Source organism: Flaviaesturariibacter aridisoli (assembly GCF_004343705.1).
Classification (GTDB): domain Bacteria; phylum Bacteroidota; class Bacteroidia; order Chitinophagales; family Chitinophagaceae; genus Flavisolibacter; species Flavisolibacter aridisoli.
The window spans coordinates 1-25,768 of sequence record NZ_SKFH01000040.1; the positions used below are offsets into that span (position 1 = coordinate 1).

18 protein-coding genes are annotated in these 25,768 nt (G+C 62.4%); 9 read left to right on the forward strand and 9 right to left on the reverse strand.

Annotated features, from left to right (window positions below; genetic code table 11):
* Nucleotides 1–1,243: 1,243 nt before the first annotated feature.
* Together E0486_RS16260 and E0486_RS16265 are read right to left on the reverse strand one after the other, a co-directional pair.
* Nucleotides 1,244–2,740 carry an alpha-amylase gene (locus E0486_RS16260; protein ID WP_131853711.1) on the reverse strand — a complete coding sequence of 499 codons (1,497 nt, stop codon included), beginning with the start codon at nt 2,738–2,740 and terminating at the stop codon, nt 1,244–1,246.
* A 296-nt stretch (nt 2,741–3,036) separates the two neighbouring features.
* Nucleotides 3,037–3,828, reverse strand: coding sequence for an SDR family NAD(P)-dependent oxidoreductase (locus E0486_RS16265; protein ID WP_131853713.1), 792 nt, complete (start codon nt 3,826–3,828; stop codon nt 3,037–3,039).
* 495 nt (nt 3,829–4,323) lie between these two features.
* On the opposite strand from E0486_RS16265, the gene E0486_RS16270 reads away from it, so the two are divergent.
* Complete coding sequence (locus E0486_RS16270) at nt 4,324–4,728, forward strand: endonuclease domain-containing protein (protein ID WP_131853715.1); 405 nt, start codon at nt 4,324–4,326, stop codon at nt 4,726–4,728.
* 553 nt (nt 4,729–5,281) lie between these two features.
* Here E0486_RS16270 and E0486_RS16275 read toward each other — a convergent pair.
* The 3 genes from E0486_RS16275 to E0486_RS16285 all read right to left on the reverse strand — a co-directional run bounded on the left by E0486_RS16275 (nt 5,282) and on the right by E0486_RS16285 (nt 9,683).
* A complete protein-coding gene (locus E0486_RS16275; RefSeq protein WP_131853717.1) occupies nt 5,282–7,546 on the reverse strand; it encodes a GH92 family glycosyl hydrolase in 2,265 nt (754 codons plus the stop codon).
* Between the two features lie 108 nt (nt 7,547–7,654).
* The gene (locus E0486_RS16280; protein WP_131853719.1) at nt 7,655–8,329 is read right to left on the reverse strand and encodes an NAD-dependent epimerase/dehydratase family protein; all 675 of its coding nucleotides are present in this window, start codon (nt 8,327–8,329) and stop codon (nt 7,655–7,657) included.
* A 34-nt stretch (nt 8,330–8,363) separates the two neighbouring features.
* Nucleotides 8,364–9,683 (reverse strand): phosphatase PAP2 family protein, encoded by a 1,320-nt coding sequence (locus E0486_RS16285; protein ID WP_131853721.1) that lies wholly within the window; start codon nt 9,681–9,683, stop codon nt 8,364–8,366.
* A 213-nt stretch (nt 9,684–9,896) separates the two neighbouring features.
* Here E0486_RS16285 and E0486_RS16290 point away from each other — a divergent pair, with 213 nt between their 5' ends.
* The 5 genes from E0486_RS16290 to E0486_RS16310 all read left to right on the forward strand — a co-directional run bounded on the left by E0486_RS16290 (nt 9,897) and on the right by E0486_RS16310 (nt 17,490).
* A complete protein-coding gene (locus tag E0486_RS16290; RefSeq protein WP_131853723.1) occupies nt 9,897–10,931 on the forward strand; it encodes a sensor histidine kinase in 1,035 nt (344 codons plus the stop codon).
* Nucleotides 10,924–11,622 carry a LytR/AlgR family response regulator transcription factor gene (locus tag E0486_RS16295; protein ID WP_131853725.1) on the forward strand — a complete coding sequence of 233 codons (699 nt, stop codon included), beginning with the start codon at nt 10,924–10,926 and terminating at the stop codon, nt 11,620–11,622. Before E0486_RS16290 ends, E0486_RS16295 begins: the two co-directional genes overlap by 8 nt.
* 161 nt (nt 11,623–11,783) lie before the next feature.
* A complete protein-coding gene (locus tag E0486_RS16300; RefSeq protein WP_243697463.1) occupies nt 11,784–12,506 on the forward strand; it encodes an ImuA family protein in 723 nt (240 codons plus the stop codon).
* Complete coding sequence (locus tag E0486_RS16305) at nt 12,506–14,005, forward strand: Y-family DNA polymerase (RefSeq protein WP_131853727.1); 1,500 nt, start codon at nt 12,506–12,508, stop codon at nt 14,003–14,005. The genes E0486_RS16300 and E0486_RS16305 overlap by 1 nt, the downstream gene beginning before the upstream one ends.
* Nucleotides 14,006–14,181: 176 nt before the next feature.
* On the forward strand, nt 14,182–17,490 hold the full coding sequence (locus tag E0486_RS16310) for an error-prone DNA polymerase (RefSeq protein WP_131853729.1): 3,309 nt from the start codon (nt 14,182–14,184) through the stop codon (nt 17,488–17,490).
* Between the two features lie 4 nt (nt 17,491–17,494).
* Here E0486_RS16310 and E0486_RS16315 read toward each other — a convergent pair whose 3' ends face one another.
* The 3 genes from E0486_RS16315 to E0486_RS16325 form a co-directional block, all read right to left on the reverse strand.
* Nucleotides 17,495–18,070: a hypothetical protein gene (locus tag E0486_RS16315; RefSeq protein WP_131853731.1), complete on the reverse strand. Its 576-nt coding sequence runs from the start codon at nt 18,068–18,070 to the stop codon at nt 17,495–17,497.
* A 183-nt stretch (nt 18,071–18,253) separates the two neighbouring features.
* Nucleotides 18,254–19,075, reverse strand: coding sequence for an HIRAN domain-containing protein (locus E0486_RS16320; RefSeq protein ID WP_131853733.1), 822 nt, complete (start codon nt 19,073–19,075; stop codon nt 18,254–18,256).
* A gap of 4 nt (nt 19,076–19,079) precedes the next feature.
* The gene (locus E0486_RS16325) at nt 19,080–19,955 is read right to left on the reverse strand and encodes an agmatine deiminase family protein (RefSeq protein WP_131853735.1); all 876 of its coding nucleotides are present in this window, start codon (nt 19,953–19,955) and stop codon (nt 19,080–19,082) included.
* A gap of 32 nt (nt 19,956–19,987) precedes the next feature.
* Here E0486_RS16325 and E0486_RS16330 point away from each other — a divergent pair, with 32 nt between their 5' ends.
* A complete protein-coding gene (locus E0486_RS16330; RefSeq protein WP_131853737.1) occupies nt 19,988–20,839 on the forward strand; it encodes a uracil-DNA glycosylase family protein in 852 nt (283 codons plus the stop codon).
* Between the two features lie 41 nt (nt 20,840–20,880).
* Here the strand turns inward: E0486_RS16330 and E0486_RS16335 are convergent, their stop codons facing one another.
* Nucleotides 20,881–21,564: a hypothetical protein gene (locus E0486_RS16335; RefSeq protein ID WP_131853739.1), complete on the reverse strand. Its 684-nt coding sequence runs from the start codon at nt 21,562–21,564 to the stop codon at nt 20,881–20,883.
* 802 nt (nt 21,565–22,366) lie between these two features.
* Between E0486_RS16335 and E0486_RS16340 the strand changes: the two genes are divergently transcribed.
* Both E0486_RS16340 and E0486_RS16345 read left to right on the forward strand, forming a co-directional pair.
* Nucleotides 22,367–24,769 carry a T9SS type B sorting domain-containing protein gene (locus tag E0486_RS16340; RefSeq protein WP_165917378.1) on the forward strand — a complete coding sequence of 801 codons (2,403 nt, stop codon included), beginning with the start codon at nt 22,367–22,369 and terminating at the stop codon, nt 24,767–24,769.
* A 186-nt stretch (nt 24,770–24,955) separates the two neighbouring features.
* Nucleotides 24,956–25,702 (forward strand): DUF4339 domain-containing protein, encoded by a 747-nt coding sequence (locus E0486_RS16345; protein WP_131853742.1) that lies wholly within the window; start codon nt 24,956–24,958, stop codon nt 25,700–25,702.
* Nucleotides 25,703–25,768 lie beyond the last annotated feature (66 nt).

Sequence of the window (25,768 nt, forward strand, 5' to 3'; positions counted from 1 at the left end):
AGCGCGATGAGGTCCCGTTCGCAGGCGAACGGGATGACGACCCTTTGCGCGGCGCGCATTGGCCCCATACGGGCTGCTTCGTAAACAAATACATTCGGGTGATGGGGGCCCAAGGGCTTGAGGAGGGTCTGATGAAGCCAGCTACCTGCGGGCAAAGCAGGCGGGATACGTTCGTAGACGAGGCCCTTTCGTGCGGAGGTCCCGGCTGCATTACAGTTGCGTTCAGGGGCGAGGCCTAGCGCGATGAGGTCCCGTTCGCAGGCGAACGGGATGACGACCCTTTGCGCGGCGCGCATTGGCCCCATACGGGCTGCTTCGTAAACAAATACATTCGGGTGATGGGGGCCCAAGGGCTTGAGGAGGGTCTGATGAAGCCAGCTACCTGCGGGCAAAGCAGGCGGGATACGTTCGTAGACGAGGCCCTTTCGTGCGGAGGTCCCGGCTGCATTACAGTTGCGTTCAGGGGCGAGGCCTAGCGCGATGAGGTCCCGTTCGCAGGCGAACGGGATGACGACCCTTTGCGCGGCGCGCATTGGCCCCATACGGGCTGCTTCGTAAACAAATACATTCGGGTGATGGGGGCCCAAGGGCTTGAGGAGGGTCTGATGAAGCCAGCTACCTGCGGGCAAAGCAGGCGGGATACGTTCGTAGACGAGGCCCTTTCGTGCGGAGGTCCCGGCTGCATTACAGTTGCGTTCAGGGGCGAGGCCTAGCGCGATGAGGTCCCGTTCGCAGGCGAACGGGATGACGACCCTTTGCGCGGCGCGCATTGGCCCCATACGGGCTGCTTCGTAAACAAATACATTCGGGTGATGGGGGCCCAAGGGCTTGAGGAGGGTCTGATGAAGCCAGCTACCTGCGGGCAAAGCAGGCGGGATACGTTCGTAGACGAGGCCCTTTCGTGCGGAGGTCCCGGCTGCATTACAGTTGCGTTCAGGGGCGAGGCCTAGCGCGATGAGGTCCCGTTCGCAGGCGAACGGGATGACGACCCTTTGCGCGGCGCGCATTGGCCCCATACGGGCTGCAGCGTTGTGAGCGGCATTGGGGAATGGGGCCCCGAGGGGCTCCGGGCCAGGGCACCGGTTGATGGGAAGTGGGAAATGATCGTGGGGCCCCATCCGCCTGCAGCCACCCACATGGGGGATGATTCTATGGGGTTTACGGGATGACGGTGCGCGCACCGTCATCCCGTTCGCCTCGGCCTCCGCGCCAAAGGCTCCGGCCGCCGGCGTGCAAACGGGATCTAGTGTTGCCGGATGGCAGCGTCCCATGTCCACACACTCACCGAGCCCGCCGGCACGGGAAAGCGGCCCCAGCCTTCTTCGTTGATGGTGACGGTGTCGCCGATCTTGCCCAGCGCATCGCGGAAGTTGTGGCCGGCCCAGCGGACGCCCAGCTCCATGTCTTTGTGGCCGCCCTCGCCGTTGGAGAGCACAACGGCGCAACCGGCGTGGTCGTCGGTGCCGGCGCGGGTCCAGCCGATGCAATTGGGGTGGTCGAACCAGCTGCGCTGCGGGCCGTGGGCCACATCGCGGCGCAGCTGCAGCAGGGCCGGCAGTTCGTCAATGACGGGAAGGAAGATCTCGTGCTCATTGCCGTCGCGGCCGGTGTCGGTGTAATGGGCGCCGAAGAGGTCGGGCGCGAATACGCAGGGGTAGCCTTCTTCGCGCAGCAGGATGAGCGCATAGGCCAGCGGCTTGAACCAGGGCTCCACGGGTGCCTCCAGCGCTTGCAGCGGTTGCGTATCGTGGTTGTCTACGAGCGTTACCGACTTGTCGGGGCGGGCGTCGAGGAGCGTATCGTGAAAGATGGTCGTAAGGTCGTAGCCATTGCCCGCTTTGCCCGCCTCGTGAAAGCGGTGTTGGAGCGTGGCGTCGAAGAGGCTCATGCGCTCGTCGATGGCGCCGAGGTAGGTGCGTATCAGGTCGGGGCGGCCGGGCGCCCAGTACTCGCCCACGGCAAAGAGCTCGCGGCCCGTTTCGGCGCGCAGGCGGTCGAGCCACTCGTTGTAAAAGCGTGGGGAGATGTGCTTTACGGCGTCGAGGCGTAGGCCGTCGAAGCCCACGGTGTCGTGGTACCAGCGGCCCCAGCGGGCGAGCTCCTCGCGCACGGCGGGGTTGCGGAATTCGATGTCGTTGTACATCAGGTAATCGTAGTTGCCCTTTTCATCGGAGGGCAATTCTTCCCAGTCGTTGCCCCATTCCTGGAGGATGTTGAAGACGGCGGTTTCCTGGGTGCCGTGGTGGTAGTCGACGCCGCTGAAGCACTGGTGGGTCCACACAAAATCGGAATATTGGCCGGCGCGGGCGGGGTAGGTAAAGCGGGTGAAGGCTTCGATCTCCTCGGGCTCGGCGATGGGGGTGAGGCGGTGCTCGGGGTCTACGCGCTGGGCGCTGAAGGTTTCGGTTTCGTCGCCGCCGCCGAGGTGGTTGAGCACGATGTCGGCCAGCACCTGGATGCCGGCGGCCTGGAGGGCCTGTACGGCGGCGATGTATTCTTCGCGGGTGCCGTACTTGGTGCGCACGGATCCTTTCTGGTCGAATTCGCCGAGGTCGTAGAGGTCGTATACATCGTAGCCCACGGCGTCGGCGCCGCCGGCGCCTTTACAGGCGGGTGGCAGCCAGGCGGCCGTGATGCCGAGGGAAGCCAGGTGGGGCGCCGTATCGCGCACCCAGTTCCAGAAAGTGCCGTCGTTGGGCGAATACCAGTGAAATAGCTGAATCATCGTTCCGTTCTGCATGGGTCGTTGTGCCTTTTGGACGGAAGTGGTTAAAAAGCCGGGCCAGACCCACCCGGCCCATCCCGACCCATCCCGGCCCATCCCGGCCCATCCTCCAGACCTCCTTCCCGAAGGGAAGGAGGAGTGAGCTCACCCCGACCCTCTCCAAAGGAGAGGGTTGGGGTAGTTCCTGCAATTCGGGGCAGTACCTGATGCGCAGCGTACTATAGAGTAAGCCCGGATGCCATGGGCATCCGGGCTTACTAAAATCAGACATCAGACATCAGACATCCGACATCCGAGATCAGAGATCTGGGTCAGACATCCTTTTTGGGTTCCTGCATCTTGTTCATCATATCCGCTACTTTGTCTTCGGGCGTGATGTTGCTTAGGCCCACCATCACCTTGTTTTTGGCGCCGGAGATCACCTTGTGCTCGTCGTTCATCAGTGCCTCGTAGCCGTCTTTGGCCACCTTGACGGGATCTTCGAGGCCCTGTTCGAGGATCTTCGATTCCTGCATCTCGGCCTTGTTGAAGAAGTCGGTATCGGTGGCGCCGGGCTGCAGCGCCGTGATGTGGATGTTGCTGTCTTTGACCTCGGAGCGTACCGCCTCGGTGAAGGACAGCACATAGGCCTTCGTGGCGTGGTATACGGCCTGCCAGGGGCCGGGCAGCTGCGAAGCGATGGAAGCCAGGTTGAGGATCTTGCCCGAGTTGCGGGCGATCATGTCTTTCAGAAACAGGTAGGTAAGCACCGTCAGGGCCGATACGTTGAGCTGGATGAGGTCGAGCTGGCGGTGGATGTCGCTTTCGGCGAACAGGCCATACTGGCCTTGCCCCGCGTCGTTGACGAGGGCGTCGATCCAGAAGCCGCGGCGCTTCACCTCGCCGTAGAGCTCAAAGGCCGCTTCGGGCTGGAAAAGGTCTTTCGCGATGTAGGTCGCTTCCACGCTGAACTCGGTGCGCAGGTCGTGGCAGCGCTGCTGCAGGTCGGCCTCGGTGCGGGCTACGAGCAGCAGGTTATAGCCGTCGCGGGCAAAAAGGCGGGCCAGTTCGTAGCCGATTCCGGAGGTGCCGCCGGTGATGAGTGCATATTTATTTTGAGCCATAACTAAGGATTTACCGGGGCTTTTTTTAAGCCCCGGCCCTTAGCGCACAAAAAGCCTGCCGCCACGACTTTTTTTAAATTCAAATTTTCTCTATTTTCGAGCCCTGCTCACACGCCCCAACCCTGGGGCACATGCAGTTGGTTTAGGTGACGACTCCTGTATTAACAGGAGTCTTTTTTTTACCCCACCCCGACCCTCCCCAGGGGGGAGGGAGAAACCCCACCCCCGGCCCCTCCCTCCCGGGGAGTATAAGGCCTCGATGCTTATGGCATCGAGGCCTTATACTTGAAACGCTAAAGTAAGCAAAGTCAGGCGTCCTTAAGAACTGTTTTAGCAAGTATTCATTCTTGGTCTACCGCCAAAAGCTAGGATTGGAGGAGCGTCCAGGAAAAGCGCTCCCTCTTCCGGGGAGGGCCGGGGTGGGTTGGGTAAAATCCCAGAAAATCCTGTTTGTTTTCACATGGTTTAGCCGATGAGTCGCTGTTGCTTCGGATCATGAAAGACAGCAACAGACGGCGCCTTTGTTTTCACGCCACCGAAAAAGAATACTGGAGTAAGATCGATTTTGCACGGGCCAACCGAAGGGGCATGACGCCTGCCGAGAAAGCCCTTTGGCAACAGATCCGGAAACAACAGATCGACGGCCACCGCTTCCGGCGGCAGCACATCATTACAAAGTATATCGTCGATTTTGTTTGTCTGGAGAAGCGGCTCATCGTTGAAGTCGACGGCGGCTACCACAACGAAGGAGACCAACCCGAACGCGACGAGCAACGCCGGATCGATCTATTGAACGAAGGTTTCGACATGATCCGGTTTACCAATGAACAGGTATTATGGGATATGCCATCTGTATTGAAGGCACTGCGCGCACGTCTCAATGGGACAACTGAAAACTAAGGGATTATTATTCCCCTCACCTCTGGGAAGGGGCCTGGGGTGAGAACCCTCCCTCCCCGCCCGGGGAGGGCCGGGGTGGGGTGGGCGTCATCACAAACCGCAGCGTGCCACCTTTCATAATATCCGCATAATGTGCGAAGCCTGGGTGGCTGGAATAAAGGAAGAATGATGTCCTTTGAGTTGCTGGAAGAGTAGAGGAAGTTTTTCAACGCAGAGAAACGAGAGCGATTCACGGAGCGCACGGAGAGGCAGGTTCGCTACCAACAGATCACTCTGGCGGTCCTATAGATTTGAGGCGGTTGCTATTCGAGGGGACGAGAGGCGCCCTGCGGGCTGAGGAGGTCAGCCTTTCCCTATGCTGCCGGGTTGGTAAAGAACCGCTCTTGCGAAGAGTGGATTTTTCTCTGCCGCTTGCGGCGTCCCTCGCACCCGCATCAGAAACGACGTTTCAGCACGAACGTTCACCTCCCGTGTTTGTTGGTACGTCAAACGCTTTCCGTGCGCTCCGTGAAACGCTCCCTGAACTCTGCGAGAAACAAACCTCCGACTTCTATCACTCGTTCGACAATGAATACGGATACGCCGATGCCTGCGTGCCGCGCTGCTTATTGGGCAGGGCTTGCATGTCGAACTGGAGCGTGCCGCCCTTCAGCAGGTCGAAGTGGTCGAGCCAGTTCTTGTTCCACAGCCTGCCGTTGCGGGTAAGCCGGCCCACGTAGCGGTTTGCCGTGCTGTTGCGCGGCGCGGTGATCGTGATCGTCTTGCCGTTCTCCAGCCGGATCGTGGCTTTGGGAAACAGCGGCGCCCCCAGCACGTACTGCGTGGTGCCGGGGCAAACCGGGTAGAAGCCCAGCGCGGAAAAAAGGTACCAGGCCGAGGTCTGCCCGTTGTCTTCATCGCCGCAATAGCCGTCGGGCGTGGGTTGGTAGAGGCGGTTCATCGCCTCGCGCACCCAGTACTGCGTCTTCCAGGGTTGTCCCCCGTAGTTATACAGGTAGATCATGTGCTGGATGGGCTGGTTGCCGTGGGCATACTGGCCCATGTTCATGATCTGCATCTCGCGGATCTCGTGGATGACGCCGCCGTAATAGCTTTCGTCAAACACCGGCGGCAGCGCAAATACCGAGTCGAGCATCTTAACGAAGTTGGTATTGCCGCCCATCAGGCGCTTCAGGCCCTCGATGTCGTGAAAGACGCTCCAGGTGTAATGCCAGCTGTTGCCCTCAGTAAAGGCATCGCCCCACTTGAACGGATGGAACGGCGATTGAAACGAGCCATCGGCATTGCGGCCGCGCATCAGCTTTGTTTGCGGGTCGAACAGCTTCGTATAGTTGCGGCTGCGCAGCGTGTAGCTGTCGATCTCCGCCCCCGGCCGCTTCAGGGCCTTGGCCAGCTGCGCGATGGTGAAGTCGTCGTAAGCATATTCCAGCGTGCGGGCGGCGCTCTCGTTGATCTTTACGTCGTAGGGCACATAGCCGAGGCGCTTGTAGTACGCCACGCCGTAGCGGCCCACGGCGCTCAGGGGGCCTTCGTTGTTGGCGCCATGCAGCAGGGCCTGGTACAGCGTGTCGATGCCGTAGCCGCGGAGGCCTTTTATGTAGGCGTCGGCCACCACCGACGCGGAGTTGTTGCCGATCATGATGTCGGCATAGCCGGGCGAGCTCCACTCGGGCAGCCAGCCGCCTTCCTTGTAAGCGTTGACCAATCCTTCCTGCATTTCTTTATTAATGGAAGGATACACGAGGTTGAGAAAAGGATACAGGGCGCGGAACGTATCCCAGAAGCCCGTGCCGCCGAAGAGGCGCCCCGGCAGCACCTGGCCCGTATACGGACTGTAATGAATGATATGTCCGAGGCCGTCAGTCTCGTAGAGCCGTTGCGGGAACTGCACGGCGCGGTAAAGGCAGGAGTAAAAGGTGCGTTGCTGCTGTTCGCTGCCGCCCGATACGGCCACGCGCCCCAGCACGTCGTTCCAGCGGTCGCGGGCCTTGCGCTTCGTGGTCTCGAAATCATCGTTGCCCAGCTCGCGCCGCAGGTTGATCTCGGCCTGCTCCAGCGAAATGAACGAGGAGGCCACGCGCACGCGGACGGCCTCGCCCTTGCGGGTGCGGAAGCCAACGACGGCGCCGCTGTGGTTGGCGGTCAGCTCGAGGCTGTCGCGCAGCAGCACGCTGTCGTGCCACGTCTGCGCCAAGGTGAAAGGTTTGTCGAATTGGAGCACGAAGTAGTTGCGGAAGCCGGGCATGGTGCCGCGGCTGTAGCGCGTGCTCCAGCCGCTGATCGTGTTGCGCTGCCGGTCGATCTTTATCGAGGAGCCGCGGTCGAAGGCATCCACGACGATGAAGGCCGAGTCGGTCTGCGGAAAGATGAAGCGAAACTGCGCCGCCCGCTCGGTGGGAGCGAGTTCCGCGGTGACGTCGGCATCGGCGAGGTACACACGGTAGAAATACGGGAGCGCCGTTTCGCTCTTGTGCGAGAACCAGGAGGCGCGGTCGTCCTGCCGGAACTTCAGGTGGCCGGTGACGGGCATGAGGGCAAACTGTCCGTAGTCGTTCATCCAGGGTGAAGGCTGGTGGGTTTGCTTGAAGCCGCGGATGCGGTCGGCGCCGTACTGGTATTGCCAGCCGTTGCCCATACGCCCGGTCTGCGGTGTCCAGTAGTTCATCCCCCAGGGCAGTCCGATGGCGGGATAGGTGTTGCCGTTGGAGAGGTCGGGCTTCGAGTCGGTGCCCATGAGGGGGTTGACGAGGTCGGCGGGGGCTTGGGCGCGGCCGCAGAGGGCGGCCAGCAGCAAGGCGAACAGGAAGATCGGTTTCATGAAAAGGGCTTCTGTGCCGAAGGTAAGCGGGGGCAAAGAAAGTGATGGCTTTAACGGATGGAGGAGGCCCGACGGGCGTATGCCTGTCATTGCGACACCCCTCCGCCGCTACCAGTTCTCTTCAGCGCGGGCGGCCTGCCGGATGTCTTTCACTTCCAGTATGCGTTTCGGGTAGCCGGCCGCAACGCACTGCAGCATCGCCCGCGCCACTTCGTCCAGCGTACAAACGGTATTCGGCGCCAGCCGCATCAGCACCGGGTAGAGCCACCTGAAATATTTGTAATACCGGTTGGCGTGTATTTGCCCGGGCACCGTTTTCATGAAGCCCGGTCGGAAGTGATACACCCCGCGGAAGGGTAGGGCGCTGAGCGCATTTTCGGTGCGTCCCTTCACGCGTGCCCACATGAGGCGACCGTTTTCGCTGCTGTCGGTGCCCGCGCCGGACACGTAGGTGAAGACGAGGTGCGGGTTGAGGCCGAGCAGCGTGTGCGCTACCGACAGCGTCAGGTCGTAGGTGCTGCGGGTGAAGTCGGCCTCGCTCATCCCGATGGAGCTGATGCCGGCGCAAAAGAAGCAGGCGTCGAAGCCTTGCAGGCGGTCGCGCACGTCGTTGAGCTGCGCCAGGTCGGGGGTGAGCACTTCGGTGAGCTTCGGGTGGCGGTGGCCCGAAGTGCGGCGGCCGAGGTAGGTGACCGACTGCACTTCGGGACGCTCCAGCAGCGCCAGCAGGACGCCCTCGCCGACCATTCCCGAGGCGCCCGTGAGCAGGATACGCAGTGCCATGATGGATGTTTGGGTAAAGGTCGGGAGCGGCCGTTTACCACCTGCCCGCACTATCGGCGCCATCCTGCCGCAGGCGCTGCACCACGCGCGCCGCCACCTTGCGCCCCAGGTCGAGGCCGGCGTCGTTGTCGCTGCGGAAGTGGATGCCGGCCTGGAAGCGCGACTCGGCGCCGTCTTTCGCTTTCTTCAGGAACAAGGGCCGGTCGTAGGGAAACAGGTAGGAATACAGTTCCTCCATCATGCCGCACATCACGGCATGGCCCGACGGGTAGCCCGGGAAGGGCGGCGTGGGCAGGAGCGATTGGTAGGTTGTATCGTATTGGTTGGGACGCTGCGCCCAGTAGGTATACTTCGCGTCCCAGCAGGCTACGAAGCAATCGTAGGAAGCCACGGCCACGGCGGCGATGGCGCGTGCGGCCAGCGGCGGATCCTGCATTTCGTTGTATTCAAACAGCTTCTGGAAGAGGAGGTCGCCGCCGAAGTTCTGCGTGGCGAAATAAAAGGCGTTGGCCTTCGAGGAAAAGGTTTGCTTATAGCTTTTCAGTTCGGCCATGTCGCGCGTAAAATCGGGCGGCGGGCCGGGACGGTATTCGCTGGCGCTGTCGAGCACCATCGTGCGGTTTTTCCCGGCCATCGGGAACATGGGCTTACCCTGCCATACGCCCGGCCCGTCGGGGCGCTTGCCGTCCCAGGCGGCCGCCGGCACAAAGTCGCGGGTGCGGGCGATGGCCGCCTCGGCCACGCGCTGGCCGAGAGCAAAGCCGGCGCGGGTATCGGAAGGCCAGGCAAGACCGGCCGCCACACGCGCGGCCATCTGCCGCTGCGCCATATGCTGCGCCGAGTCGGCGAGGCGCGGGTAGAAGTGGGCGATGATCGTCTGCGCCACACCGGCCGCCACCGCGTGCTCGCAGGGATAGGCGGGGGCGGCGGTCACGGGTGCGAGCGCCCGCACGCGCTTGTCGGTTTCGAAGGGCCGCAGGCTCTTGTAGGCGTACTTCGTATTCCAGGCCGCCACGGTGGCATCATAAATAGCGGTGGCGAGCAGCATGTTGGCCAGCACGCCCTTTGTAGTGGTGTCTACGGTCCAGAGCTTGCCCATCAGCTCCTGCCAGCGATAGCCGGGGGCGCCGGCGTTCCAGAAGGTGATGTCGCGGCGGGCGTTGCTGTCGAGGGCCGCCTGCTGCTGCAGCACGGTGGCCAGCTCGGCCCGGTGATCGGGTGGGGGCGGGAGGCGAAAGGAGGCGCCCGAGGGGATATGCCAGGTTTTCCACTGTCCGGCGCTGCGGCCGCTTTGTGCCCACACAGCGGTGGCAAGGAGGCTGAAGAGTACGAGAAGCGATACTACGAGTTTCATACGTGGAGGTTTTGTACACCAACGTTACCCGCATTTGCCGGTGCGCCGGGGGCGTCGTCAACAGACGGCGGGGCTGCGCGGGCGAAGGGGTGGAAAGCGGCAACGAACGCGCGGGCGGCGGCCCGCCGACGCGGAACCGCTTCCTGTAGACCCGAAGGGCGCACCCGTTGACGCCCATAGGCTGCACCGCGCAATTGCGTTACCTTGACTGCGATGCGGAAAGTGATCACCCGGGAACGTGTACTCCTGTTCGGCGCCATGGCGCTGATCTACCTGTGCATCCGCATCGTGAGCGACGCCCACTCCTTCCCCGATCACCCCAACGCACGCGCGGTCAACAATGCCTGGCGCATCCTGTGGATCACGCCGCTGCACTTCCTATTCTTTGAGTGGACGCTCCGCTACTGGCGCCGCCGCGGCTGGCCGCTGTCGCTGCTGCTGCTGGCCGCGCATATCCTGCTGTGGTCGGCGGGATTGATGTACTGGCGTAATGCAGGCATCGCCCTCGGTATCTATACACCGCTGACGGAATTCCGGTCGCTGGGCCACAATGCCAGCCAGCAGTTTTATGCCAGCCTGATGGCGCTGGTGCTCTTCGCCGTGCTGCGGCACCTCTACCTGCATTATAAACTGCGCCAGGATGCGCAGCGCCTGCGCATCGAAAAGCAGGAGGCCGAGCTCAATTACCTGAAGGCGCAAACGAACCCGCACTTCCTGTTCAACACCCTCAACAACATCTACGCGCTGGCGAGCGACAAAAGCGATGCGGCTCCCGAGGCGGTGCTGCGGCTGTCGGGCATCCTGCGCTTCATGCTCTACGAAGCCGGCGGCGACCGCATCGCCATCAGCGAGGAGCTGCGCATCATCGACGACTACCTGGAGCTGGAGCGCCTGCGCTACGACGAGCGCCTGCGCATCTCCTTCCGCCACGACGTGGAAGACGGGCACCAGGCGCTGCCGCCGCTGCTGCTGCTGCCGCTGGTGGAGAATGCCTTCAAGCACGGCGTGTCGGAAACGCGCGGCGGCTCGTTCGTGGAGATCGACCTGCGCGTGAAGAACCGCCGCCTCGCCTTCACCGTGCGCAACTCCGCCGACCCCGATCCCGGCATGCCGGTGGAAGCCAACATCGGGCTGTCGAACCTGCGGCGCCAGCTGGAGCTGCTCTACACCGACTACGCGCTGGAGCTGCTGCCCGGCAACAACGATTTTACTACCCGATTAACGATCAACCTGGCAAGCCATGTCTAAGCTCACCTGCATCATAGTAGAAGACGAGCCGCTGGCCGTAAAAGTGCTGTCGGGCTACATCGCGCAGGTGCCCTACCTCGAGCTGGCCGGCACCTTCAGCGATGCCCTGCTGACCAGCGAATACCTGCGCGGCCACCGCGTGGACCTGATGTTCCTCGACCTGCACCTGCCCAAGCTCAAAGGCATGGACTTTCTCCGCACGCTCGCGCATCCGCCCGCGGTGATCGTCATCACGGCCTATCACCAGTATGCGGTGGAAGGCTTCGAGCGCAACGTGACCGACTACCTGCTGAAGCCCGTTTCTTTCGAGCGCTTCCTGGTGGCGGTGAACAAGGTGGGCCCCGCCGCTGCCGCAACGCCGGCTGCAACAGCCGCAACGCCGCCGTCGGAAAAAGACCACCTCTTTCTCAGCATCCAGAAGAAAAAGGTGAAGGTGCCCTTCGCCGACATTCTTTATGTAGAAAGCCAGCGCGAGTACGTGCGCGTGGTGACGCTGCGCGGCGAATACCTGACGAAGATGAGCACCCACGAGCTGGAGGCGCTCCTCCCGCCGGCGCGCTTCCGGCGCATCCACCGATCCTTCATCGTGGCGGTGGACCGCATCGACGCGTATACCGCCGAAGAAGTGGAAGTGGGCGGCGTGTCGATCCCCGTAGGCCGCGGGTATCGCGATGGGTTGGGATTGTTGTGAAAGATAGTTGAAGGCATGGCCCGCAATGACGGGCACTTCCCTAAGCCTGTCGATAAGTTCTTCCCCACCCTGATCCTCAACCCATTGGCACCCGATCTAACGGCGATGTGCATTTCTTTGGCCTTCCGTTTGCTAAAATATTTAGTAAACTTGCCGCACGGATGATGCCTTCCAAAGCCGATATATTCACCAAGCTCCGGCAGGAGGTGCTGGCCCTGCAAGGGTTTCGCACGCCCACGCTGGAAGTGGCCGATCCCATTGGGCTCGGGCGGATGAATGCCGCCTTTCCCAACGGGGTCTTTCCGCGGGCGGCGCTGCACGAGTTCCTGTGCGCCGATGCCGAAAGCGCGGCGGCCTCGGGCGGCTTCATCGCGGGCCTGCTGTCTTCTTTGCTGAAGGGCGGCGGGGCCGCGCTGTGGGTGGGCACGCGCCGCACCCTCTACCCGCCGGCGCTGCAGGCCTTCGGCATCCGTCCGGAGCAGGTGCTCTTCCTCGATCGCATCCGGGAGAAAGACATTCCCTGGGCCCTCGACGAGGCGCTGAAGTGCGCGGCCCTGGGCGCGGTGGTGGGCGAGCTGCGCGACCTCACGTTTACCGACAGCCGCCGCTTCCAGCTGGCCATCGAAAGCAGCGGCGTGCCCCTGCTGGCGCTGCGCCGCGGCGCGCGCGCCGGCGCCAACACCGCCGTGTGCCGCTGGCAGATCGCACCCCTGGCTTCGGCTACCGACGACGGCCTGCCCGGCCTCGGCCGCCCCCGCTGGCGCGTGCGCCTGCTCAAGGTGCGCAACGGGCAGCCCGGCTCCTGGGACGTGGAATGGGCCGGCCGCTTCCGCGTGCTGCCCCGCCTCGCCGCCCTGCCCACCCTTCAACAAAAAGCCGGCTGATGGAAAAACGCTATGTATCGATCTGGTTTCCCTACCTCGCCACCGACTGGCACGCCCGCAAGCAGCCCGCCCTGCGCGACAGCGCCTTCGTGCTCCGCGCGCCGGTGCACAACCGCTACGTGGTGACGGCCGCGAGCCCCGCGGCGGCGCGTGCCGGCATCCAACCCGGCGCCCTGCTGGCCGACGCCCGCGCGCTGCTGCCCGACCTGCCCGTGCTCGACGACAAGCCGGGCCTCGCGGCGCAGCTGCTCGACCGCATCACCGAATGGTGCATCCGCTTCACCCCCGTGGCCGCGGCCGACGCGCCCGCGGGCATCCTCCTCGACGCCACCGGCTGCGCCCACCTCTGGGGCGGCGAAGAAGCCTACCTGCAGGAGCTCGTGCAGCGCCTCCGCGACCGTCATTATACCGTACGCGCCGCCATGGCCTCCACCATCGGCGGCGCCTGGGCGCTCGCCCGCTACGGCACTCTTCCCATCGCCGTGCGCGAGCGCCACCGCGAAGCGCTGCTGCCCCTGCCCGTGCCGGCGCTGCGCCTCGACGACGCCACCGTAACGCGCCTGCACAAGCTCGGACTGCGAACGATAAAAGACCTGGCGGCGCTGCCGCATCCCGCGCTGCGGCGCCGCTTCGGTGTGGAACTGCTGCGCCGCCTGCGGCAGGCGCTCGGTGAGGAGGACGAATGGCTGACGCCCTTCTATCCCGCCGAGCCCTGGAGCGAGCGCCTGCCCTGCATCGAGCCGATCCGCACGCGCACCGGCATCGAGATCGCGCTGCAGCGCCTGCTGGAAGCGCTCTGCGCGCGCCTGCGCAAAGAGGGGAAGGGACTGCGCAAGGCCGTCTTCCGCGGCTACCGCATCGACGGCGCCGAGCAGGGCATCGAGATCGGTACCAGCCGCCCCGCGCAGGGCGAAGCGCACCTCTTCCAGCTGTTCCGCCTCAAGCTCGAAACGATCGCGCCGGCACTGGGCATCGAGCTGTTCGTGCTCGAAGCGCCCGTAGTGGAAGACGCCGACGCCGTGCAGGATGCGCTCTGGAAGGCGGGCGGCGGCCTCGACCACCCCGAGCTCGGCGCCCTCATCGACCGCCTGCGCGGCAAGCTCGGGGGGGCGGCTGTGCAGCGCTTCCTGCCCGCCGAGCACTACTGGCCCGAGCGCGCCTTTCGCCCCGCGGCCGCGCTGGACGAAAGCGCCGCCGCGGCCTGGAACACCGCGCGCCCGCGGCCCCTGCAACTGCTGGAGCCGCCCGAGCGCATCGAGGTGACGGCGCCCGTGCCCGACTACCCGCCGATGAACTTCCGCTACAAGGGCGTGCTGCACCGCATCGTCAAAGCCGACGGCCCCGAGCGCATCGAGCCCGAGTGGTGGATCCGCGAAGGCGCCCACCGCGACTACTACTGCGTGGAAGACGCCGAGGGGCGGCGGTACTGGCTCTTCCGCCTCGGGCACTATACACCGGAGCGGACGGAGCAGTGGTATTTGCACGGGCATTTCGGGTAAGAGAAAGAACGCAGATCCCGCAAGCGGGATACGCAGATTATTATGATTGATTATGATTTTGTTTGACGCGAAAATCCGCGCTAATCATAAAATCATAATGATCTGCGTTCTTTCTCTTGCTGCCGCGCATTGCGATTTCACGATTCACGATTGACGATTCACGAGTCCTGCAGCCCATGTACACCGAGCTCCAAATAACATCGAATTTTTCTTTTTTGAGAGGCGGCTCGCACCCCGAGGAGCTGGTGGCCCGTGCGGCGACGCTCGGCTACCCCGCCGTGGCCATCACCGACCGCAATACGCTGGCCGGCGTGGTGCGCGCCCATGCGGCCGGAAGAAAGCACGGCGTGCGCGTCATTCCCGGCTGCCGCCTCGACCTGCTGGATGGCCCGGCGCTGCTGGCCTACCCCGTGAACAGAACCGGCTGGGCGCACCTCTGCGCGCTGCTGTCGCTGGGCAATGGCCGCGCGGAGAAGGGCGACTGCCACCTGTACAAAGAGGATGTGTATGCACACGCCGGGGGGCTGCAGTTCATCGCCCTGCCGCCCGAAGCGCTGACCGAAGACTTCCGCTTCGATCCGCTTTTTGAGCAGGCATTGGCGGAATACAAGGCGGCTTTCGGCACGAATCTCTCCCTCGCCGCCACCCGGCGCTACAACGGCGACGACGCCAAGCAACTCCACCGCCTCCACGCGCTGGCGTATCAATACGGGCTGCCCCTCGCCGCTACCAACGACGTGCACTACCACGAGCCGCAGCGCCGCCGCCTGCAGGATGTGCTCACCTGCATCCGCGAGAAGTGTACGGTGCACAACGCGGGCTACCGCCTGCTGGCCAACGCCGAGCGCTACCTGAAGCCGGCCGCCGAAATGAAGCGCCTCTTCCTGCAATACCCCGAAGCGCTGGAACGCGCGGAAGCGATTGCGGCGGCGTGTACGTTTTCGCTCGACGAACTGACATACGAATACCCCGAAGAGATCACCTCCGAAGGACGCACGCCGCAGGAGGAGCTGGAATACCTCGCCTGGAAGGGCGCGAAAGAATTCTTCGGCGAGCCGCTGCCGCCGAAGACGGCTGCGGCCATTGAATACGAATTGAAGTTCATCGCGCAGGTGGACTATGCGCCCTACTTCCTCACCGTATACGACATCGTGCGCTTTGCCCGCGCGCGCGGCATCCTCTGCCAGGGGCGCGGCTCGGCGGCCAACAGCACCGTGTGCTTCTGCCTCGGCATCACCTCGGTGAACCCCGAGAAGTTCGACCTGCTCTTCGAGCGCTTCATCTCCGCCGCGCGCGCCGAGCCGCCCGACATCGACGTGGACTTCGAGCACGAGCGCCGCGAGGAAGTGATCCAGTATATCTACAACAAGTACGGCCGCGACCGCGCCGCCATCGTGGCCACCGTAACGCAGGTGCACGGCCGCGGCGCCATCCGCGACGTGGGCAAGGCCATGGGCCTTTCGCTCGACGTGGTGGGCAAGCTCGCCGGCGTGCTTTCGCACCACTACAGCGACGAGCCCATCGACGAAGCGGCCGTGCGCGAAACGGGTATGGACCCCACCGATCCCTTCCTGCGCAGCGTGCTGGAGCTGACGGGGCAGTACATCGGTTTTCCGCGGCAGCTGGGGCAGCACAGCGGCGGCTTCGTGATCACCCGCGGCAAGCTCACCGAGCTGTGCCCCGTGCTCAACGCCCGCATGCCGGGACGCACCTGCATCGAGTGGAACAAAGACGATATCGAAGCCCTCGGCTTTCTCAAGATCGACGTGCTGGCCCTGGGCATGCTCACCTGCATCCGCAAGGCCTTCGACCTGCTGGAGCGCCACTACGGCATCCAAAAAACGCTGGCGACCATTCCGCAGGATGAAGACAAGACGGTGTACGACATGATCTGCCGCGCCGACACCGTGGGCGTGTTCCAGATCGAGAGCCGCGCGCAGCAAAGCATGCTGCCCCGCCTGCGGCCGCAGAAGTTTTACGACCTCGTGATCGAGGTGGCCATCGTGCGGCCGGGCCCCATCCAGGGCGACATGGTGCACCCGTACCTGAAGCGGCGCAACGGGGAGGAGCCCATCACGTATCCTTCCAGGGAATTGGAAGACATCCTGAGCCGCACCCTCGGCGTGCCGCTGTTCCAGGAGCAGGCGATGAAGATCGCGATCTCGGCGGCGGGCTTTACGCCGGCGGAGGCCGACGGGCTGCGCCGCTCGATGGCGACGTTCAAGTTCAAGGGCGTGGTGAGCGAGTGGCGCGACAAGCTCGTGACCGGCATGGTGGCGCGCGGCTACACGAAGGAGTATGCCGAGAAGGTATTCAAGCAGCTCGAGGGCTTCGGCTCCTACGGCTTCCCCGAGAGCCACGCCGCCTCCTTTGCGCTGCTGGTGTGGGTGAGCTGCTGGCTGAAGTGCTACTACCCCGACGTGTTCGCCGCCGCTATTTTGAACAGCCAGCCCATGGGTTTTTACCAGCCCGCGCAGCTGGTGCAGGACGCGCGGAATCATGGGGTGGCGGTGCTGCCGGTGGATGTGAATGAGTCGGGTTGGGATCATGACCTCACCCCTGTCACCCTGAGCGCAGCCGAAGGGGGCAGGCGGGCATTGCGGCTCGGCCTCCGCCTCATCTCCGGCCTCCGCGCCGACGACGCCCTGCTCCTCCTCAAGCACCGCGGCGCGGGCTACGCCTCCGTCAACGCCCTCCGCGACGCGGGCCTCTCCGACGCGGCCCTGGAGCGCCTCGCCGACGCCGACGCCTTCCGCTCCCTGGGGCTCGACCGGCGGCAGGCCCTGTGGGAGGTGAGCACGAAGGATCGCCCGCAGGCCCTCTTTGAAGGACACGCGGCCCCCGACGCCCTGGGCGAGGCGGTGCAGCTGCCGCTGCTGCTGGAGTCGGAGCAGGTGGTGCAGGACTACGGCGCCCTGGGCCTCTCGCTGAAGGCCCACCCGCTGCAGTTTCTCCGCCCCGAACTCGACCGCGGGGGCTGCGTCCGCGCCGCCGACCTCGTGCGGATGCCCCACGGCGCGCCCGTGCGCATCGCCGGCCTCGTGCTCGTGCGCCAGCGCCCCGGCACCGCCAAGGGCGTGTGGTTCATGACCATCGAAGACGAAACCGGCACCGCAAACCTGGTGCTCTTCCCGCAGGTGGTGGAAACCTATCGGCGGAAGATCGTGAACGCGCGGTTGTTCCTGGCCGATGGCACGGTGCAGCGCGAAGGGATCGTGGTGCACGTGATCGTGAAGGTGGGCTGGGATGCGAGCCGGTTGTTAAGGAAGCTGATCCCGGCCCAACCCCCAACCCCTTCCCACGTCTCTCCGCCAGAGGCTTCGGCCGTCGGCGGAGGGGAAGGGGAGCCGGATATCTCACAGATTTCGACTTTGTCGCGGGCGGATGAAGGGTCGCTTTCGCCAGGGCTACAGCGACCGGAGAAGGGGAGTATGGAGGATCAGCGCAAGGCGCAGGACCTGGCGAAGAGCCGGGATTTCCGCTAGTGGGTCAGAAATACAGGTCTACGTAGTCCACCGTGTTCTTCTCGCCGCAGGTGGCCATGTTTTGCAGGCGCCAGTACTGCCGGCCCTTGGTGGACAGGAAGCGTTGCTCGCCTTCTTTCACGCAGGGCCGGCCGCCGTTGTTGAAATGCACGCGCGTTTCGATGCGGCCCACGAAGCGCAGCTCTTTCGGGGTGAGGGGCTGGATGCGGCCGGAGATGCGGAGGTAGTCGCCGTCGCGGCTTTGCTGGCGGCCTTCGATGCGGTACCAGCCGTCTTCCGCCGGCGTGAGCGTGGCGCGGCCGGGGGCGTTCCAGCCGATCCATTGCAGCGTGAGGTCGTGCCGCCCGCTGCGGAGGGCGACGGCCGGGGGCGGGTCTATGTTGACATGGGGTGGCGGCGGACTGTCCGGCGGCGGCACAGGCGCGGTATCCCTGGGGGCGGGCATCGGCACCGTGTCTTGGCGCAGCACCCCGGTATCGGTGCGGCGATCGCTCTGGCCGGGTGGCCGGCTGCCGTCGGAGCAGGCGGCCAGGCTGCCGGCGCCCAGCAGCAGCACGCAAAGCTTTTGGAAAGGGCTCATGAAGCGCGTTGGGGCAAAGATGAGGCCAAAGGGGTGCGCCGTTCGACTGGCGTCAGTCGGGCCCCCAACCTGGAAGCTGTTCCCACAAGGCAGCCTCTTCGAATTGAGCCGCAGGGCTCGCGCGCGAGCAGAGGGAAGCTTTTGGTTCGGGTCACTCCGCTGCCTGCGCGTAGCGCCCTGGATTCAGTCCTTCCGCCAACCAAACTCCAGCCACTTCTTTCCGCTGCGGTCCTTGATCCAACCGATGCTGTCCACGTGGTACATATGGGTGTAGATGCCGTTGTCGGGCACAAGCACGTAGTCGCCGCCGCCTTCGCTCCCCGCCCGCTGAAACGCAGTGAAGGCGGGTAGGCTACGGCGGCCGGAGTCCGGGATGTCGATGCGGCGGTGGCCGTACTGCTTTTCAAACCAGTGGCGCACCTCGCTGTCGTCGATGCCGTTGAGGTCGATCACGCGGTCGCACTCGTCGAGCACATGCGGCAGGAAGGGCGTTTCGACAGGAGCGTAGTCGCGGCGGTAGGTGAGGTCGGTGATCGGCCTGGTAGTGCGTGTGTGGTATTGTGGTTTTTCGAGGCGGGTGAGGTAAGCCGTGTGCGGCGGCAGGTCTTTCTTTTCGGGTTGCAGGAAGTATACGGCGATGGATACATGCTCCCAGGGCTTCACGTCGCGGTCCAGGTGGGTGATGCTGGCCAGCAGCGAGAGGGCTTTCGCGTCCATCAGGCGCGCCAGCAATTCATTGCAGGCTTTGGGCAGGTAGCCGATCATCTCCTGCTGCCAGTACAGCGCAATGGCGAAGGGGTCGTGCTCATTCCCTGGCTCGCGGCGCAGCTCCAGCAGGTCGCCTTCCTGCAACAGCGGCAGCAGCTCCATGCCCCGGTGAAAGCGGAAGCCCGCCACGAAGCATTGCAGCAGGTAGATCTTCTGCAGCTGCTGGATGTCGGTAAGGCCGAAGAAGCCCAGGCCGGCGATGCCGATGAGGCGGTTGAGGAAGGTGGAGCGGGTCATGGCATTACGTGTTGATTTTTATGGTCCAACTAATGCAGTTCAAGACCCCACCGTCCTTTGCGACATCAGTGCTTTTAACAGTCCATAGCTTGCAGTCTGGGAATGCTGATTGAATGACAGCAGCGGCTGCTTCGTCTTCGTTTTGGCCAAATTCTGAAATGAAGATATTCTTTCCAACATGTAGAAAGTTCATGTAGATGCCTGCCGCATCAAGGTAGGTTCTATTGCTGTAAGGATGAAAAGGCAACTCAATGTAGCGAACGCCTGCTTGTTCGAGACTGGCAAGCACAGCGTCCCGGTAATTGCCTTTTTCACGTTTGAAATCATTGATAAGTACGTTATGATCATCGATTAACCGTAGCATTCCATCCGCATGTCCGATTAGGTCGTCTTTATGCCAGGGCAGAAAGATAAGTCGGTCTACATTAAACAGGCGCCTCAGCTCGTCTTCAAGTTCCTCTGGCTTCCAACTCCTGTTTTCTGCAAAAACTTTATCACAAAGGAAGGCGCATCGATCGCCTTTGATCACGTTACCACCGTCCAGCACAATTGACGATGAATGAGTTTGAAATCCCATTTTACTGCAGATCGCATGTACGTCCGAATTGGTATGCTGCCATTCTTTTCCTTGCAAGTAGTCCGGCTTGTAGGAGAATTGTACGAAGTAGTCGCTTTCTACCTGCAACGGCATGAAGTCACGTACCCATACATCACGTGTGTCCGGTATGTAGGCGTACGGGATCTGCGCTTCAATTAATGAAACGCACAACGCTTCATGACAAGTTGGATATTTCTTGGCAAGCGTGTCTGCTAAATAAACGAAATTGGTCTGCCGGTCGGTAGTCATTGTTTGCGTTACAAAAAAGTTACCTGGCGTCAAGATAATAGATTTGATTGGGTAATATATTAGCTATGGGACTAGAAATTCATCCATTCGTGAATGGAAAGTGGCACGCAAACCTTACAGCTGTTCCGCAAATCTGGCATGTAGGCGGCGGGTATTTTGGCTACCTGCAACCGCATAATCCTCAAGTCTTGATTGTTGGGAGCTTTCCATCGTATGATGTAGTAAACAGCGTGCGAAAAGGAGGGAATCTCGAGTTTTTCTATGGCAGCACCGACAACAATTTATGGCCGGTAATGTCAGCGCTTACGGGAATGCCTGTAGCGACTGAGGCCAATTGCATGCAGTTGTTGGATGAACTCGGTTGCAGTATGACCGATGTGTTATTGCAGGTAGACAGGAATGGGACAAGCAGTGCTGATAAGGATTTACTGAACCCGCAGTTTAATCAGATAGACGCACTGTTACAAGCCTGTCCATCGATCAAGGTGATTTTTACAACAAGCGGAGGCAAATCGCCCGTAAACAATGGTACTGATTCTTGTGTCACAAAGTGGCTTCGGGATCATTGGATGTCCTGGGGAGTTAATCCAAGTGGAATTGGAGCTAATACCTACCGAAAGCAAATCAATTTGACCCATCCGTTTTTGACTTCGCGGCCAGTGGAAGTCATTTCGCTTTTGTCGCCATCTGACTCTGCTTTTCAATCCTTACAGAGGATTATTAATGCGAATACTTTGACGGTGATCATGGGAGCGCTGCCAAACACGTTGTTTACAGGGAAATACAATAAGCCGTTCAACTACCTGCGCGTGCTGCAGTGGGGCTATCATTTTGAGCGGCTCGGTCTGCCGGTCGAACCCAGAATACAAGCGGTAATACGCGCAAATGCCGGCCAACTTGGCCAGATTTTCAGCTGATAAAATGAAAGACCCGCATTCGCGGGTCTTTCATTTTATCATCACACAGCCGCAGCCTCCTCCTTCTTCTTCCTTCTCTTCCCTTTCAGCAAATGCTCCGCAAAGAACCGTTCGGCGCCTTCCTCGTTTCCGAGGTACTTCAGCGCCACCAGGTGCACGGCTTTCAGTACCGCCATCTCCAGGGCAATGCGTTCGGCGTCGCGCTCGTTGCGCTTGGCGTCGAGGGTTTCCAATAAATACTGCTGGCTGGTGCGCAGCTGGGTCCACTGGTCGTAGAGGCCTTCGAGGCCGCTACGCAAGGGGTCGGGGAGGGCGGGGGCGTGGTCGTCGAGGGCCTGGCCGATCCGCTGCAACACGGCGGGTGCTTCGGTGTGGGTCATGCGGTACAGTTCGGTGAGCCCCTGGGGCAGGAAGGCGAGGAAGCCCCGGGAGCTGCGACCGCCGAGCGCGACGCTGAGGCCGTCTTCGTTTTCTTTCATGAACGTATGCAGCCGTTTTTTGAACGCCGTTAAGGCCAGCGTACCGCCTACCTGTTCGGCGGCTCCCTTGCCGATGGCGCCGAGGGTAACCACCACCTTTTCGATCTTGTCGCCGATGAGCGCCGCCACCTCCACGAATTCGTCCCTAAGTGCCTGCTGCGCATTTTGAGCAAAGAGCACGAGCCGCAGGGTGGTGATCCGGGGATCCGAGAAGGGGTTGCCGAGTAACAGTCTGATCTTTTTCATAAACCTTTGATTTGGTTGTTATTAATAAAAAGAAGTCTGCTGCGGAAGGCGGCCGGTAGTATCCGGGGAAAGGGGTTGCGGCCGGGCGTTTTTCATCGTACACGTTACAAACCGGGTTTTCAGTTTTACAACCGGGTTTGCATGCGTTACAAAGTGAGTTGTACGTTTTCACAACCGGGTTTGTAAGGCGTACAAACCCGGAAATCAAATCTGCAAGTTGGTTTGTACGTCTTACAAAGTGGATTGTCCATTTTTGCAACCGGGTTTGTAAGGCGTACGAAGCGGGTTTTCAATTTTGCAAGCGGGTTTGTAATCGTTACAAAGGCCTGCGCACAAAAACGAATACACTCCGAATATAGTACGCCCGGATATCCCGGTCAATAGCCGCCAACGGGCGCTTCCGCCCTGGTTCCGCGTGCGCGGAAGCGGGTGTTTACTAAATGGTTGATGCAGAATCGTTTCCGGCGCCGGCCGTTACCGGGCAACAGCCCTCGCTACCGTATTAACCGAGCACGGGATCGTAAAAACCACAGCAGGGTAGCGACCGTAAATTTACGGAACGGACAGCCCGGAAGGGGTGAAAAGAGGGCGGAATACATGATTACATGAATACATGAGTACATGAGGGGAGAGCGACGCCCCCCTCATGGCTCCCGCTTCACGCCTCACGCCTCACGCCTCAAGCCTCACGCCTCACGCCTCACGCCTCACGCTTCACGCCCCCGCCCCCGTGGCTCCCTCGTTTATCCCCCGGCCGGCTGCACCAAACCCCGTCACATAAGCATATTTTCGTATGCCTGTTATGAGAAAACTGACCTGGCTGCTGCTCCTGCTCCTGCCCCTGTTGGCGCAGGCCCAATGGCCCCTGCACCAAATGGGCTATTCCGGCTACCAGTGGAGCGGCAACACGCAAAACCTGCTTTCGAAGGTGCGCTACTCCCATGCCGGCGCCCGCCTGGCGGTGTATAACCTCGCCTACCCCTACAACATCACCCCATCGATCCATGGCGTCACTTGGGACGACTACCCCTTCATGGATAACCTCGCGATGATGGTCATGCGCGATACCACGCTGCCCAACGGCGGCTACGACCAGAACATCTTTCTCTCCGGCTCCAGCAGCAACTACGCCCGCGACGTAGCCACCGACGACCAGGACCGCCTCCTCGTTCTCGGCGACAACCTCGGCGACAGCTGGGACGAAAACTGGAGCCAGCCCACCCCCTGGACCACGACCAGCCAGGTGCTGCTGCTGAAGCTCGATCGCGCGCAGCACGTGCTCTGGCACCGCACCTACGGCGGCAGCGCCAACGAGCACGCCGTGGCCATCCAGCCCGCGCCGGACGGCAACTTCCTCATCCTCGCCACGGCCGCATCCACCGACGGCGATGTGGCCCAGGGCTTCGGCGGCACCGACATCTGGCTGCTCAAGGTCGACGGGGCCAACGGCAACCTGCTCTGGCAGAAATCCTTCGGCGGTCCCGGCAATGATCTTCCCGCCGACCTGGAGGTGCTGGCCGACGGCAGCATCCTTATCGCGGGCAGCGCGCCCGCCTCGGCACCCTACCTCACGAGCGCCGCCGCCGGCGCCAATGCCTTCGTGTTGCGCCTCAACGCCAGCGGCGACGTGCAACGCAGCTACGTATCCGGCGGCAGCGGTACCGACGCGGTAGTGGCCCTCGCGCCCCTGGGCACCGACGGCTTCGCGGCCCTGCTGGAGTCGAACTCCACCGACGGCCCCTTTGCCGGCAACCGGGGCGCCCGCGACATCTACATCACGCGCCTCACGAGCGACCTCGCACCGGTATGGTCGCAGCACTACGGCAACGCGCAGGACGACGAGGCCGGCGACATCGTGTTCACCCCCTGCGACTCGATGCTGTTTGCGAGCTACGCCAAGCAATACAGCTACGATTTTCCCGGCCCCGGTAACTTTCCCGAATGGACGCAGCGCGCGGGCGTATGCATCGCCCTCCGCGCCAACGGCACCCAGACCTTCTACCGGGAGGACAACTTCAATTACCCCTTCTCCCACGGTCCCTTCAACGAGGGCATCTGGTCGTCGATGGCCCCCAACGACCGCGGCGGCTTCCTCGGCGGAAACCTGAAGCACGACAACTGGGACGGCGGCTACCCGGCCGACAAAGCCCGCTCCTTCGACCTGGTGGAATTCGGCACGGCCCTGCGCCGCGCCCGCACCGATACGTCGATCTGCAGCGGGCAGCCGGTATACGGCGTCGTATACACCCGCGACAGCGTGCTGGCCGATACCCTGCGCAATGCCTGCGGGGTCGATACCCTCATCCGGGCGCTCTCCATCCATGTAACCAGCACCGCCGACAGCCTCGTGCGCCGGCCCGATACCACGCTCTGCCCCGGCGCGCTGTACAACGGCAACCCGGTGTCGGCGTCTTTCATCCACAGCGACAGCACGCAGCTGGCCACGCCCTGCGGCCCCCGGTGGGTCATCCGGCAGCAGGCCGTGACGGTGGGCGCCGCCCTGCCCATAGACCTGGGCCCGGATACCACGCTCTGTAGCGGCGGCAGCCTTACGATGCCCGCCGGCGGCACGGGCCTGCAATATCTCTGGAGTACCGGCAGCACCACTTCGGTCCTTACCATCCATAGCCCCGGCCTATATTGGGTAGAGGCACAGGATGCCGCCGGCTGTCGCCGCCGCGACTCCGTGCGGGTAACCGCCTCCGACCTGTACCTCCTGGCACCGCGCGACACGACCCTTGTCGCCGGCAGCAGCGTGCTGCTGGCCCCCGCCAGCAATGGCAGCCTTAGCTGGGATCCGTCGCCGGCGCTTTCCTGCTCCGCCTGCCCCGCGGCGCTGGCCACGCCGCCGGCAACCGCATGGTTTTATTGCACCGCCCTCCGTAGTGGCTGCACCCTCCGCGACTCGGTGCAGGTAACGGTGAAGGACGGCGTTTTCATCTGGGTGCCCACCGCCTTCACGCCCAACGGCGACGGCCACAACGACCAGTTGCGGGTGCACGCCAGCGGGGTGCCGGCCTTTGAATTGGTCGTCTACAACCGCTGGGGCCAGCCGGTGTTTGCTACGACCCATACGACCCTTGGCTGGGACGGCAGCTTCCGCGGCCGGCCGCAGGACGGCGGCACCTTTGCCTGGATCCTTCGCTACACCGATGCCGCCGGGCGCAGCCAGCTGCAAAAAGGCACGCTGCAATTGATCCGGTGAGTTTTGGGTGAAGGAAAGGATACAGGAGTACTGGAGGGGTAGGGGCGGGCCGCTTCGGCCTTTGCACCGGCACAGAAATATCAAGCTCCAGGCAAACACGAAAATTCCGTAGAAATACGGCAGAATAGTTCCGCTTTTCTCCCGACCTTGACGCTGTTAACGAACAACAACCAAAACCAACAACCGATGGCTACTTACTTCCTCCAGCAGGACGGCCGGCAAACCGGCCCTTTTACCCTCGATGAACTGATTGCACTCCCCATCACGACCGACACCTGGGTGTGGACCGAAGGCATGATCGCCTGGCAAAGGGCCGGCGATGTGTATGACCTGAAGCTCCTCTTCCGCACCGTGCCTCCGCCCTTTGTCGCCCCGGCGCCGCCACCATTGGAGGCGAAGGCTGCCGACGAAACGAAATACCCTGAATACCCCGAAGAACCGCGGCGCAAGCGGCGGGGCTGGTGGTGGGGTATCGGCAGTGTGGCCGCCATCGTATTGCTGTTTGTTGTTTATCAAAGCAACAGCGGGTCCGCGTTGGTGCAATCTGCTTTCACTTCCGAACGAAACCTGAAGCGTGAACTCCGGGTCAACTGGAATCAATACCTGGCGGCCACCAACAGCGAGTATCAATACCGGGAGTTCGGGGGAATTTTTAACCTCAAGGTAATCTTTGCCAATAACAGCGATTATATGATGAACGAGATGACGGCGTCCGTCACCTACATCAAATCGAACGGAGGCGTATGGCAGGTGCTGCCGGTGAAAATCTTCAATGTACCGCCGCATACAACCATCACGCATCCCGTGGACGATGTGCATCGCTGCACTTCGGTCGACGTAAAGCTTACAGGTGCCGTCAGCCGTGAAGCGGAATTGAGCATGATCAACGGCTACGACAGCGGCGAGCCGGGTGATCCGTATCACATGCATTGATGCAGGGCGCCTATGCACCAGTAAGATTGGGGCGTCTAACCAAGGTTGGTTACCCTGCGTAACGGG